Genomic DNA, 14,476 nt, shown 5'->3' with positions numbered 1-14,476 from the left:
TTTCGGCTCTCTGATCTTTAGTTTTAAGAATATTTCATTCTATAAAAAAGAAATCATTTACATCAAAAAATCACTTTATGTGTAATTTATTTGTTAGATAAGCTCTGTTGAAAAAAAACATATGAAATCATGTAAAAAATTCATTTTTCATACCAATAAGTCATTCAACTATCGTGTTTTTTTATAATTTTACATTGCAAACTTAACGGTACAGCAAGCAAAATGATAAGCAAAACAAAAAAAGATGAACACATAACAAAAAAAATAACAAAACACTGAAAATGAATGAATTAAATTTAAATTTTATATTTTCATACATGAAAATAATCTCCATAATCGCATATGAGTTTATAAAAAACAACTTCTAACTATAATGATATTGTATTATGGAAAACATTAAAGAGAAATTACAGGGGTTAGAATATTCATTTGCCAAAAAGCTCATATTTTTACTCTTACTGAAACAGATTATCATTGTATTTTCTGATCTTTATTTTGTGGGTACCCGCTACTTATTTTATGATGTGGTTTTAATATTAACCGTTACTCCTTGCTATGTATTCACATTGGTTTCGGAAAATTATAATTTTCAAAAAGTGGGTAAGTTCGCAGTGGGCTATTTAATGCTTTTAAATATCATTTTCAGTATATTATACTACAAAGACTTTCCAAGTGTCATTTCGTATATTTTTATGTTCCCTATAGCCCTGACATTTTATTATAGCATCCGGAAGTCTATTTACATCTCAACACTTTTCTTTCTAACCATCCCTTTCAGCCTGTTATACAACTATTATTTTGTTGATAACGTGGACAAAAGTGATTCTTTGTACTATACCTTCTCAAATACGTACACAGTCGTCTGTGCATTTATCTTCTTCGTTGTTTGCTTCTATTATCTTATGCAGGTACAGAAATTAAAAGCCGTTTTAGTTTTTTTGGAAGAAAATTCTGTCACGATCGATCCGTTCCCCGGGCTGGAAAGGAACGAAAAAATCAGGTTTGTTCAGGAAAGTTTTTTGGAAGACATCGATTTTCCTATTCCGTTTTATGAAGATTTATTTTCAAGAATTGAAGACTATATGAAATCTCAAAAACCCTGGAGAAACCCTGAGTATAACCTGAAACAACTCGCTAAAGATGTAAATTCCAATACCCAATATGTTTCTTCAGCAATCAACAGCTGCTCCAGAAATAACTTCAAATCTTATTTGAATGACTTCAGACTGAATGCCTTTATCACCCTTATTAATAATAAAAATGAAGAATTTTCATTAGAAGATGCATACCTGACTATTGGTTTCTACAACAGATCAACTTTTAACAGGGTTTTTAAGTCTAAATTTCAAATGACCCCTCAAGAGTACCTCAGCAGTCAATCCAACTAATTGTATGAGGTTATTACCTTTATAAAATTGGCAGCATTCCAGACATCTTACAACAAAAAAACTCCCCACATTACTGTGAGGAGTTTTTATTTATAATAAGCTAGCTGATTTAGTTCTGAACTGCTTTTTTCATCGCAGCATCCGGACGTAAAACTCGGTAACGCACTTCAAAATCTTTAGGAACATAGAATACAATTGGTAATTTACTGTTGTATCTCATTGTTTCCGGCTTAAGCGTTACAAACTTCTTGGTAAGCTTCTGCCCCGGACAAGCCATTAATGTCCCTCCGGTCTCTCCTTTGGATTCTACTTCATAATAGTTGTATCCCCATCCCTGAAGATCCTGGTCTTTCATTTCTCCCATCATGAAGTACTTATTACAGTCCAACATTTTTTCAGCCCCCACAAAAACCTCAACTTTTAAGTCGCTTTCATTTTTTGCTACCGGCAACTGAATATATACTTGTTTATATCCTTCTTTAGCTTTTGGGAACATTTCAATCTGTAGTTTTTCAAACTTTTCAGCTTTCTTTTGTGCGAAAGCATTTACCCCAGCCATCAATATCAATCCTGTAATTAAAGTTTTTGAAAATTTCATTTTATTTGGTTTTAAAATTCTAATTACTTCCCTATAGCCAAAAATCATTCCAAAATCTGAACAGCCGTTCCTTTTGTATGGGCATTCATCTGTGGAGCATAGTAATTCTGCATGGTAGTAATCCCGTTAGAGAATTTTCCGGATGCATTAGCCACTACGTCATATTCAAAAACATACTTCCCTTTCGGCATGTACTGGATATAAAAATTGGTAGAGGCATCTTTTGCTGACTGGTAATAGCCCAGATTATTTTTCCACTGATACCCTGACAGCGCATCGATAGGCTCAAAGCCTGCAGCACGCATATCTTTAATATGAATAAATTCCATAGCTCTGTCCGTATTCAGAATCATTCTTACCGTCACTTTATCTCCTACCTTTAAAGGAGTTTCAGGTGAGATTTTCTGAAGCTCTTCTCCGTTTACTGTCTTTACTTTTTTATACAGCTCTTTGGTTACGGAAATATAGTTTTCTGAAGATTTAATTTTATCAAGATCTTCATAATATTGCCAGAATAACCCTCCCTGAACAATTCCAGGACCAGGTTTGGTAACCGTCACACTAGCCAGGTTTTTATCTATTGCATCTGTTTTTACCGTTGATTTCACGTAGCCTGTTGCCTGAGTTTGCGGAATCAGTTCTTTTCCACCCCAAACAATGGTTGCTTTATCGCTTTCTGCACCGGTCCATGATTTTCCTGAATTTAACAGGGTAAAGATCACTTCTGAAGTTCCTCTTGAACTTCCCCATGAATTCACTTCTTTTTGAGTCACCAGCCAGATCTTCATTTCTTCAATCAATTTCTGGTCATTAGGTTTTAGCTTATTAAAAGCCTCCAATGCTCCTGCATGGTTCACTACTTTTGAACTGAACCAGCCCCAGTCGTTTAGGTTTTGTTTCCAGTATACCCCTTGTGTTTTTGTATCTGTAGAGGTTTCTTTAAGGTAAGTCATTAATTTATCCGATACATCTTTCAAACCGTAATCGTTCATCAATAATGCTGCACGGTGAAGTCCGAAGAATGTAAAGTCTGTAATTTTTGCTGTTTTTGCTTTCTGTTTTACCAGTGATTTCAATGCAGCTCCTTTACCTTTCAAAGGATATTGTTTTTCCCAGTAGTTTCGGGTATCAAGATAATCCAGAGCCCAGTTATTCCAGATATCTCCGTTCTTCAGATCATAATACTTGCTGATCTCATTATCAACATACTGAATCAGGTTGCCCACCAGATCCTTCTGTTCTGAAGTTTGATAATCTTTCACATTATCTTTTACCCATGCATTGATTTTTCCTAAGTTTTTAAGAATATATAATGAAGTTCCGTACGAACTTGGATATCCTGCGTACCATGAGAATCCACCATCAGGATTCTGTAGCTTTTTGAAGTCATCCCAGTCCTGGTTAATAGAGTTTTTCATGGTATTGGCATCAAACAATAATGCCAGCTTCTGCATTTGCTCCCCTTCATTTTTACTTTCCAATACCCAAGGCGTTTCTTCCAATAACAATTGTTTCAGCTCCTGATTTTTTTCAAGATTGGAGTTTAATAATCCTTTGTTCTGATATTCTTCAAAAATAGTTTTCATTTTCGGATTGGCCTTGAAGATTTCAGAAGCCACTACATCTGCAAACCACTTATTGAAGATTACATCTGCAGAGCTGTTTGAGTCATTTTTCAGGCTTGGAAGAGCAAACATAATTTCCCAGATCGGATTGGTAGTCAGTTCCAGTGTATTGGAAACATTAGACGCCGTTGCGGACGTATTATTTTTAAGGTTATCCAGTACAAATGTTTTTGTTTCGCCTTCTTTTACAAAAACCGGAACAGCATCTGTCACCAGCATTCTGTTTGGCAATATTGCTATAGCCTGCTGTTCTCCGTCAGAATACGCTCCTGCTTTTGCCACGACCTTCAAAATAACAGAAGATACATTATCCGGAACTTTTAATTTCCATGTCAATGCCCCATTTCCGTTTTCAGCCAGATCAAAATTCTGTGTTCCTGATACCACTCCAAATTTTGAAGAGATATTTTCATTGGTAAACGCATCTAAAATCTGCAGCTCCGCGGAACCATTCAGTTTTTTATCCGTTAGGTTAGATAATTTTGACTGTAAATTCAACTCATCCCCTTCTCTTAAAAATCTAGGATAATTTGGAGTAACAGAAAATTCTTTCTGTGTGACTACTTCTTTTTCCAGGGTAGCAGTTCTGGCATCTTTGGTATGTGCCAGGAACATCAGTTTCCATTTCGTAAGGGCTTCCGGAGAAGTAAACTCAAAGTTTACATTTCCTTCGGCATCAGTTTTAAGATCAGGATAGAAAAATGCGGTTTCGTTCAGGTTCTGACGAACAGGAACTTTATCCAAGCTTTCTTCTTTAGTCAAGTCGGGTGGAGAAGCATCTACTTTCGGAGCTTTTACCGGTTCCGGAACCACATTTTGAATAACTTCTAATCGTTCTTCCGCACTTGCCTTTCTCATCACGACACTATTTTTAGCACCGGCAGCTCTTGGTGGTGGCGGCGGTGAATAAGCGCCTCCCACAGCATCTGAAGCTTCCATTTCAACCATACTGTTATAATATGCTTCCTGATCAAACCAATTAAACTGTGGAACTTCCACATATTTTCCATTGAAATATCTCAGCCTATTCTGATAACTTTTCTGTTGCAGGTAGTTTCTGACATCATAAGACGTAAGAACGCTAAAAGGTACATACAGTTTATTCCAGCTAAAAGCATTAGCCGCAAACTGATCCAGAGACATATCATACATATTGGCTAAGACCTCAGCATTTACTTTCTCTTTATCATTTCCGGTTACTTTTACCGTCCATTTTTCTTTTGCATTAGGTTCCAGCTTATCTCTGAAAGTTACAGTTTCAATTTTTAAAGGCTGTTCGGAATCTTTTATTTTCAAAGCTACAGCCTGGGTATTTACATCATTGAATGCAACCACCTGGAACTGGATATTCAACTGTGAAACTCCTTTATCTTTTGGGATATCAGCAGTATACTCTAATACTCCTTTTTTAAGCTGGTGAGTTTCTGAAACTGTTTTTCCTGATCCATCCTGAACAAAGACATTGACCCATGCATCAGGAACTGCAGAATATACATATATCTTCACTTTCTCACCTCTTGATACTTCATCTTTCGGAGCTATGACGGTCAGAAATGTTTTTTGTACCGGCTTCAAGGAAGTTTTGTCCCAAACACTGAAATATTGAGAAGATTTTATAGTGTCTTTTCCTTCAATATTGAAGAGTTCCAACTGATAATCTCCTGCCTCAAGCTTTCCTAAATCTAACTGAGTTGAAAGCTGAGCATTATCAGTTGATGCAGGCTGTTGTTTTTCAATCAGTACTTTTTCGGTTTTCCAGTTTTTAATTTCATCGTTTTTATCAAACAGATCATGGGGAAATTTGCTGATAAATTCTTCTTTTGAATATTTCGGAAGGTTCTGTATTTCAGCTTTAAAATTATCCCTGAAAATCCTGTCTGGTGTGCTAAGTTTAGCTAACTTAACCTGGTATGATTTTTTAAGATTCTGTTCGTTATAATTCTTTATTTCTACTTTCAGGCTTACATTTTCACCAGTGAATGTATTTTGAATATTATCCGCTTTAATGTAATGAGAAACTGAAGCTACTTTCAGCTGGGTATTGGCAGACTGCGTTTCCCCATTGATGTCTGTCACTGAAGCATTGATCTCGTAATTATCAATCTGTATGCCCTTCAGTTTTTCATCTTTTTTAAGATCCAAACGAATGACAAATTCTCCTTTTTCATTCGTTTTAGCCTCTCCAAGGATAGAATTTTCATTGGTATCATTCTGTGGGTACCATGAGAAATACCTCCATCTGATATTATGTTTTTTGATTTCGTAATGCACCGTGGTATTGCTTAAAGCAACTCCCGAAAACATCAGTGCTTTTCCTTTCAGGTCTATGATCTGTCCGTATTTGTACTCATCTTTTACAGGATCGAAGGTAACTTCAAACTTAGGTCTTTTATACTCTTCAACCCTGATATCTTTATATCCCTGGGTTTCTCCGTCTGTTCTCAGGTAAAAAGTACCGTTCAGCTTACCTTTTGGAAGAATAAAGCTTCCATGATAAGATCCAAATTCGTTGGTGGTAAAGTCTTGTGAGGAAACATCCTGGCTATTGGTATCCACCAGCGTTATTTTCTGTTTCAATCCTGAAAGTACAGATTCCACTTCTTTTTCCAGCATCGTATTGACTACTTTGAAATATACCGTCTGACCGGGTCTGTATATCGCTCTGTCTGTAAAGATCTGCGCCGTAGTACGGGATTGTTTGTTTGGATTATAGTCTTCCACATTTCCTCTGTTTCCATATACCTGCATGATCTGGAAATCATTAGTCTTAGGCTGTTGGATCAGGAAGGTTCTGTAATATTCATTGCTTGCAGTAGAAGGAAATTTAAAGACTCCTTTTTCATTGGTTTTCCCCTCTACTTTATTTAATGTTTTATTCGTTATAAATTCATAAAACACAAGATTTTCATTAGCAACAGGCTGTCCGTTTCCACTATTCACCAATTTCAATTCGTTGGAAAGCGGATTTCGGTCTGTTTTATTCTGATAGATAATTTTGTTCCCGGACACCAGGAAGTAAAGATTCTGTTTAGCATCTATATTTTTTAAGTCTGCTCCAGCTACGGAATACTCCACGACATACACCCCTGATGGAAGAGGCTTAATCTCCAGTGAAGTTTTGTGAAGCTGATAATCTTTAGGATCCGGAAGCTGATATGTTTCTTTTCTTACCAGATTCTTTTTAACCTTCTCAAATGCATTGCCGTATGAGCTCTGAATATACTGAAGCAGTGAAGTGAAGTTATCTTTTACTTCATAAATGTTCAAAGAAAACTCATCTACATTTTTATACTCTGCCACAAAGTGAATCGGCAGGTTGTTTTGGGTCTGCTGCTCATATTTAATGTTCAGCAATGGGTTGACAATTTGATTTTCCTTATTCTTAATATTCTCCAGAAATGGAGATTTTGGATATTCGCTTTTAGCTTGTGCAGCAACGGCTATGGCTTCTTTCGATTTTTTCTTGGCGATCAGTTCACTCATAATATCTTCCATGATAATCACTTTATAATCTCCTTCTACATTGGATTTCATAAGTCCCTGAAGCTGTTCCAGTTTATCTTTGCATTGATTGAAATTACAGTTTTCAACCAATTTTTCTTTCATAAAGTATAACTTTGAGTTCCCTTCATTCTGTGCAATCAGTTCATCAAAGACTGCATTGATTGATGTACGATTTTCTGCAAGTTCATTCTTTGTGAATATATTGTTTTCAGACAGAAAAGAGATCTTCTTCAACGCATACCAATCAAATAGCGTAGGAAAATAAGCTATATTTTTAACCCCTGAAAAAACCTCTTTGTACTTTACTAAAGAGATCTTTCTCATTTCTGCCTTCTGCTGATCGAGTTCCTGATAAGCTTTGGTTAAATAATTTTTAAAATCCAGTTTACTCCAGGTCTCAATTTGTAAAAGATCCTGGGAATTGATATTGGTTCTTCCGTCTATTTTCCAGGAGTTTTGATTATAATAATCCAGAAAAAAACTATTTAACAGAACTTTGTACACCAACTTCTCTTCACCCTTCAGTTTTTCCTCTGTTTTCTGAAGTTTTCCAAAGAATTTTGAAGCGGCATCATTCTGATCGTCATCTACCGTTTGGTTTACAATACTGAATTCCGCCTTTAAAGAACGGATCAGCTGGAGTGCATTATTTTCTTTCATTGCCTGGTTTTGTATGTCTAAAATAATGGGAAGATTAGATTTGTAAGCTCCCTTCTTGCTGTTTTCAACAATTTTTTTCCACTGGGCATCATAATATTTTTGCGCAAAAGCCGGTGAAAAGCACAGCATTAGAAGCAAAAGCATAAATATCTTGGAAAATCTTTTCATAAATATTAATTTTGATAAATGAACATTTTAAAAATACTGAAAAAAACCTTCATAGACAGTCAAATTTATGTCTCTTTAATGGGAACTCTTTTTGCAGTATTTTTCGTGAAAGAGCAAAGCACATGCCGTTTACCTACAATTCTGTTAATTTTCATCACGTATTTCAGTGGATATCTGTACACTAAGTATCAATATACTAAGCATTTTCTCAAAATACTGGTTTTAAATGCTGTAGCCGGGATAGTCTGTGCTTTTTTAATCATTCATAATCACAATGAAGTAAGACTTCTGAAATGGTTTATTATCGTCGTACTTGGATTGCTCTACAACAGCTTTTTTCTGGATGTATATATCCGGAAAATTCCGTTACTGAAAGTTTTTTATGTAGGATTAGTCTGGGCATTGGTCAACTGCTGGCTTACCCTTCCTGAATTTGATATTCCTATTTTCCTGATCAGTTTTTTCTTTATCACGGCATTGGTTCTTCCTTTCGATATCCGGGATATGAACAGTGACACGGTAAAAACATTTCCAATGCTGATAGGGGTCCAGAATACAAAATATATCGCTTACGCTCTGGTATTTATCAGCACCCTTCTTGGAGTTTTTTATCTTAAGCCTCTATACGCTGCCGCATTTTTCTTATCCGGTATCTTTACTTATATCTTCATCTATTTCGCTGATAATAAAAGAGATGACGCTTATTTTTCATTTGGAGTGGAAACCTGCTCTGCACTTCCTTTTTTATTTTTACTAATAATGGAGTATTTTTGACGAATGATTATCAAGAAACTCTCTCTTTACAATTTCAAAAACCATTCAGAAAAGAAGTTTGAATTTTCTCCACAGATTAACTGTTTCGTTGGAAATAACGGTGCGGGAAAGACTAATATTCTGGATGCCCTGCACTATTTATCGGTAGGTAAAAGTTTTTTGGGAAACACCGACCTTAATAATATTAAAAGAGAAGAAGATTTTTTCACCATTGACGCTGAAGTGCTGAATGAAGACAGCGAAGATATCATTAGAATCACCCAGCCTAAAGAATCTAAAAAGGTGATCAAAAAAAATGATAAAAGCTACGACAGAATGGCCGATCATATCGGATATCTTCCGAGTGTAATGATCTCTCCTTATGACTCCAACCTTATCTCAGATTCAGGGGAAAGCAGACGGAAGTTTCTGGATTCTATGATCTCTCAAACGGATTCTGAATACCTTTTTGATCTGATCCAATATCAGAAAACCATCCAGCAAAGAAATGCATTGCTAAAATATTTTGCTAAAAACAGAGTATGGGACAAGGATTCACTCGAAATTTACGATGGCCCTATTACCCAGTTCGGAACCAAGATTTTTAAGAAAAGAAAAGAGTTTGTAGAACAGTTGAATCCTATTGTTCAGAATTTTTATCAGATTATTTCAGGAGGAAAAGAAACCGTATCGGTGATCTATGAATCTCATTTATTAGAAAAGTCTTTTGAAGAACTGCTAAAAGAGAGTATCGAAAGAGACCGGATGCTTACCTACACTTCAAAAGGTATTCATAAAGATGATCTTCTTTTTGAAATGGACCATGTTTTAATCAAAAAAATTGGTTCCCAGGGTCAGCAGAAGTCTTTTCTGATTTCTTTAAAACTAGCGCAGATGAGTCTGGTAAAAGAGCTCACCCATAAAACACCGATCCTTCTTTTGGATGATATTTTTGATAAGCTTGATGACACCAGGGTTTCCCAATTGATTGAACTTGTTAATAAGGAAAGTTTCGGACAGATCTTTATTACCGACACCCACAGGGAACGTACGGAAAGTGTAGTAAAGAAAATTAACGAGGAAAGTATAATTTTTGAGATATAGTGGGATACGAGATGCGAGATATGGGTGCCAGGGTGAATTGCAGGGTTAAAAAATGAGATATGAAGTATTCGGTATATTTTTTTGTCTTAACTTATTAGGCAAATGACACAAATGATATGAGCTACAGGAACCTGGACATTTACAAAATTGCAATGGATTTATTTTTATTTCCTCAGAGTTCGAAAAATTAAAAAATGAATATAATATACTAGGTGGAAAAATTAATGTATATAAAAAATGGGGTCAAAGACAACTGGAATGAAAATAAATGAGGGAAACAACTTTAAACACGGCTATTAATCTAAACCAAAAAGCTCGAAACACGAAACCCGCATCCCGACTATGAAAAATAAGAAAAAACGTGAATATCAATCGTCTGAACTTGTAAAATCTTTTGCCAGAATCTATGGTTTTGAGGACAAACTGGTGGCCTTTGAAATCAAAGATTTTCTGGAAGATTATCTTGATGCCAGCCTCTTTAATGAAATCAGAAGTGTGAATATTGAAAAAGGATGCATCATTATTAAAATTGACTCTCCTTTATTGAAAAATGATTTTAAAATGCGTAAAAGCTTTTATCTGAAAAAATTTCAGGACAAATTCGGAGCAGATAAGTTCAATGATCTTCAGCTCCTATAATTCTTTTTAAGAAGAGAAGATAAACTCATAAAAAAATGCTACCTGAGGTAGCATTTTTATGTATTATATCTATCCTGAAACAGTTTAATGTTCTTCAGATTTATTAGAGATTGTATTACTCATAAGGTCATCTGCCTTTTTATCTAACCCTGAGCTCAATGGTAAGAAGAATTTCAGCGGATGTTTAGCAAAATATCTGAATATTTCTTTATAGATCTCGCTAACCTGTCCGAAGTTCATTTTTCTTGATCTGAAAGCCAGGAACATCGATAAACTAAAACTCACCAGGAAGTTGAAGAATCCGATCAGGAATACGGTAAAGAAAGACATCCAGAAAGTATAAGAATCTACTGAAAAATCTTTCCCGTAAAGTCCTAACGCAAAGTTTCCGGCAGCAAAGGTAATGTGTCTGATATCAAGGTCCAGTCCGAAGAACATTCCTACCGGAGCGGTTGCCCCAAGGAATACACCAAACCAGAAATTGGAGACAATTCCGGGCCAGTTTTTAGCATAATATTTTGATAGTCCTTTCGCAAATTTTTTTCCAAAAAAACTTCTGATAGACAAATTCTTGGCAATTCTTTCGGGGATCTGATAAAATACAGAGTTGTTTCCTATATTCCCTGAGATGATTCCTGAAATAAAAAGATAGAAACCGGCAATACTTGCATGCAGAATTGCTTTCGATTTGAAAGGATCGAGGTCTTTTAACAGCTTATCAGATCTGTCAACAGCAAGATTTTGGGAGAAAAAGACATCCAACCCATAAATAATGGCAAGGGCAATTGGAAAAGCCAGCAGTACATTTCCTACAAAGGCAATGAACTGGCTTCTGAATAATTTTGATACCAGATGGGCAAATTCCGCATTGTGTCTTTTACTGTTTCCTTCTTCAGACAGTACTTTTGTCATGGTAGCCGCCGTCATTGCAGGCTGTTTGGTAGCCAACGTAAATCCCATCAGGTAAATCATTACAAACCCCATCGCGTAGTTCATAGAGTACAGGAAAGCATGCGAAAAGTCACTTCCCGGGATATACCCGTACAGCATTTTCAATACGCAAAGTGCTCCTACAATGATTCCACCACCACTCGCTTTATAGAACATAGTCATATATTCTTTACGGGTAGAGGTAATATAATGGGTTCCAGCTTCCGCTGTGTGGTTCGTAATAAGATGGGAAATCAGCCTGGTACTGTCATTGATCAGGTCTGCTATATTATTTTTATGGGATTTATAATTGAGGATATTAAAGATCAGCTGCTTGGATTTGATCATCACATCTTCGTCTGTGTCGATAACAAGCAACTGTACAATTTCATAAATCCTTTCCGTCTGCTGACGAATCTTCAGCAATGATTGATTGATCTTTCCTGAAATACCATATTTAGCCGAATTTTTAAAGGCTATGTTTACAAATTCCAGACATTGTTCTGTATAGATCTTGATCTGTTTATAGCGGCTGTCCTTGGAGTGCAGCTGTAAATCAGGATCTGTTGTAAGGTCTTCCGCTAACGCCTCCAGCTCATTCTGAAGGGCAAGAAACGGATTATCCAGATTCCTGTACTGTGGGGCCATTCTTACCACTTCCACTTCCATAGCCATCCCTGTAACCCTCCAGGAAAGGATATTCATAGAGAAAATAAGTTCCTTTTTAATGTTGGGCTTGATTATAAAATCAGAGGCACCTAACATTACCAAAAACTCATCCATCTCATTTTCAGGAAGGTTGTGCATGTATCTCAGATCTGTTTTAGGCCTCAGACTGACATTATCAATCATATACCACACCGTTTTTTCATTTTCTACGGGAGGTAAAACCTTATTCAGGATCCTTTTTTTAAGCTCCGGAAAGAAAGCGTTTTCAGAAAGAATATTGGCTTCCGTCAGGGACAAATTGAAAGGCCTGCCTTTAAAAATATTGTGTATATAATTTTTAAAATTTTCAGCAAAATGCGGATTGCTTCTGAGAAAGTTGAGCACATCAGTAAAGTCCGCCTTTTTAATACTCTCTAAAAACTCTGCAAACGGTTCTAAAGAAAGGGTTTCATTCTTAAAAGAAAAGTATTTTTTAAGAACTGACTCAAAATTTGTGCTGGAATTAAAGAATTTCATTAGTACAAAGATACTGATACTATTTCAAACTCACATTCCTCATCTGTCTCATGATCCAATTATGTTTCTTTCTTAAATAAGGGGATGGGTTTTTAGGATCATATTTTTTGGGATTCGGCAATACCGCAGCAATCCAGGCTGCATCTGAAGCACTTAAATCTTTGGATGGTTTTCCAAAATAATACTGAGCGGCAGCTTCTACCCCAAATACTCCCTGTCCCATTTCAATAGAGTTCAGGTATCTTTCAAGGATAATATCTTTGCTCCATACTTTTTCAATGATAAAAGTATACACGGCTTCCAATCCTTTTCTCACCCAGCTTCTGCCCTGCCAAAGAAAAACATTTTTTGCAGTCTGCTGGGAAATGGTGCTCCCTCCTCTTATTTTTTTGCCCTGTTCATTATGCTTCATTGCTTTTTCAATCGCGGTATAATCGAATCCGTTATGATCAAAGAATTTCTGATCTTCGGAAGCTATTACGGCTTTTTTCACATTATTTCCCATTTCATCATAGGAAATATAATCTCTGTGTAACTTTCCGTACTCAAAAATCCCTCCTATCTGGGTAATGGTAATAGGCGGATTGAAAAATCTGCCCCAAATGATAAAAACCACATTCAGAACAAGAACGATGAAAATCAGCTGTTTAATTTTTTTCCACATAAGTTATCGTAAAAGGAAGTGCAAAAATAAGCAAATAGTCTGAGTTAGTGCAACTCTTTCATATAGGTTAGCTGATAATCCGGCAGAAGTTCAGGATGGAAGATTTTAATGCAATCTTTAAGGATAAGGTCTGCTCTTACTACTCCACTTTCAAAGAAATCATTGGCTTTCTGTTTTTCCTTTCCGGCAATGGTATATACTTTTCCTTTATTGAATACATCCAGTTTTCCATAGAAAGCATTCATTTTCAACATTTCTTTTTTGGAAGCATGGCTTCCGGCATTCACCCAGTACTGTACGCCGTCTGTTTTTGCATATACTTCCTCAAAGCTCATCGTTAAAGCCTTTTCATCCTTATTATCTTTTAAGATATAGGAAGCATTGGCATCAGCAATATAATGGGCAACAGAAGTATTCCCCCCGGGAAGGTACCAAACATTGCCATACATTTCATTGGCTAGGACCACAGGTTTTTCTTTTGCCTTTAATGCCAGTTGTTTCAGCTCATTATAGTTTTTTTCAACTTCCTGGTATTTGGCTTCCGCTTCTTTTTCTTTTCCTAGAAATTCTCCGAAAAGTTTTATATAGGCTGTTTTTTCCAGGGGCTGCTGTTCCATATATTCATCCAGAAATATCACCTGAATTCCGTTACTTTTCAGCAGTTCATAAGTATTATCAAAACTTGCAATATGATTGGTAAAAATAGCATCCGGTTTCATGGAAATAATCTTCTCCACATCATATTTCTGCTCACTTCCCACATTTTGGATCTTTCCTTCTTTAAGCAGGTTTAGAATCTTTTCCGAATAAATATACTCCGGGCTCGACACTCCAATGATTAAATTTTCTGCTCCAAGTGCTGAAATATAGCCCGCCATACTTGCATTCAGCAGGATTATTTTCTTAAAAGGAGTTTGACTTTTATTAAAATTATAGGTGAAATTTCCCGATTTCAGCTCCAGAGCCCCATCATGTTCCTTAAATTGGGTACGACTGGAGATAGAAGTCCAATCTGAAGACGAAATTTTTGGTTCTCTTTTACAGGCAATTAGCGAAAAAACCGTGAATAGGAATAAAATTCTTTGTTTCATCTTTCAAAGAAAAGAAAAAAGTGCTATATTTGCAAACCCTTAAACAACAAGGTAACAACGGCCTCGTGGCGCAACTGAATAGCGCATCTGATTACGGCTCAGAAGGTTACAGGTTTGAATCCTGTCGAGGTCACAAACGACAATATGCGCAAATTTAGGACAATTTG

General features: G+C 36.1%; 9 protein-coding genes and 1 tRNA gene. 5 read left to right on the top strand and 5 right to left on the bottom strand.

All coding sequences use genetic code 11. The features are described 5' to 3' along the window. Positions 1-386 precede the first annotated feature (386 nt). On the top strand, positions 387-1,388 hold the full coding sequence (locus DRF57_RS06545; RefSeq protein WP_115917542.1) for a helix-turn-helix domain-containing protein: 1,002 nt from the start codon (positions 387-389) through the stop codon (positions 1,386-1,388). Positions 1,389-1,497: 109 nt separating this feature from the next. Here the strand turns inward: DRF57_RS06545 and eco are convergent, their stop codons facing one another. Then, entirely contained in the window at positions 1,498-1,986 is a 489-nt protein-coding gene (eco, locus tag DRF57_RS06540) for a serine protease inhibitor ecotin (RefSeq protein WP_047486390.1), read from the bottom strand. Between the two features lie 44 nt (positions 1,987-2,030). Continuing rightward, the gene (locus DRF57_RS06535; protein WP_115917540.1) at positions 2,031-7,943 is read right to left on the bottom strand and encodes an alpha-2-macroglobulin family protein; all 5,913 of its coding nucleotides are present in this window, start codon (positions 7,941-7,943) and stop codon (positions 2,031-2,033) included. Between the two features lie 18 nt (positions 7,944-7,961). On the opposite strand from DRF57_RS06535, the gene DRF57_RS06530 reads away from it, so the two are divergent. From DRF57_RS06530 to DRF57_RS06520, 3 genes are all read left to right on the top strand, one after another. Next, positions 7,962-8,717, top strand: a complete 756-nt coding sequence (locus DRF57_RS06530; protein WP_047486235.1) for a UbiA prenyltransferase family protein — start codon at positions 7,962-7,964, stop codon at positions 8,715-8,717. A 3-nt stretch (positions 8,718-8,720) separates the two neighbouring features. After that, positions 8,721-9,800 (top strand): DNA replication/repair protein RecF, encoded by a 1,080-nt coding sequence (recF, locus tag DRF57_RS06525; protein ID WP_115917538.1) that lies wholly within the window; start codon positions 8,721-8,723, stop codon positions 9,798-9,800. A gap of 342 nt (positions 9,801-10,142) precedes the next feature. Continuing rightward, positions 10,143-10,439, top strand: coding sequence for a hypothetical protein (locus DRF57_RS06520; RefSeq protein WP_115917536.1), 297 nt, complete (start codon positions 10,143-10,145; stop codon positions 10,437-10,439). Positions 10,440-10,523: 84 nt separating this feature from the next. Here the strand turns inward: DRF57_RS06520 and DRF57_RS06515 are convergent, their stop codons facing one another. The 3 genes from DRF57_RS06515 to DRF57_RS06505 are packed head-to-tail and all read right to left on the bottom strand — an operon-like array spanning position 10,524 to position 14,309. Further along, complete coding sequence (locus DRF57_RS06515; protein WP_047486239.1) at positions 10,524-12,554, bottom strand: recombinase; 2,031 nt, start codon at positions 12,552-12,554, stop codon at positions 10,524-10,526. Positions 12,555-12,573: 19 nt separating this feature from the next. Next, positions 12,574-13,218: a monofunctional biosynthetic peptidoglycan transglycosylase gene (mtgA, locus tag DRF57_RS06510; RefSeq protein ID WP_047486241.1), complete on the bottom strand. Its 645-nt coding sequence runs from the start codon at positions 13,216-13,218 to the stop codon at positions 12,574-12,576. A 44-nt stretch (positions 13,219-13,262) separates the two neighbouring features. Beyond that, complete coding sequence (locus tag DRF57_RS06505; RefSeq protein WP_167449348.1) at positions 13,263-14,309, bottom strand: ABC transporter substrate-binding protein; 1,047 nt, start codon at positions 14,307-14,309, stop codon at positions 13,263-13,265. Positions 14,310-14,368: 59 nt separating this feature from the next. On the opposite strand from DRF57_RS06505, the gene DRF57_RS06500 reads away from it, so the two are divergent. Further along, positions 14,369-14,442: transfer RNA gene (locus DRF57_RS06500), tRNA-Arg, on the top strand. Positions 14,443-14,476 lie beyond the last annotated feature (34 nt).

Source organism: Chryseobacterium rhizosphaerae (assembly GCF_003385455.1).
GTDB lineage: Bacteria > Bacteroidota > Bacteroidia > Flavobacteriales > Weeksellaceae > Chryseobacterium > Chryseobacterium rhizosphaerae.
Note: the sequence above shows the minus strand (reverse complement) of the source record. Positions and strands in the feature narration are given on the sequence as shown.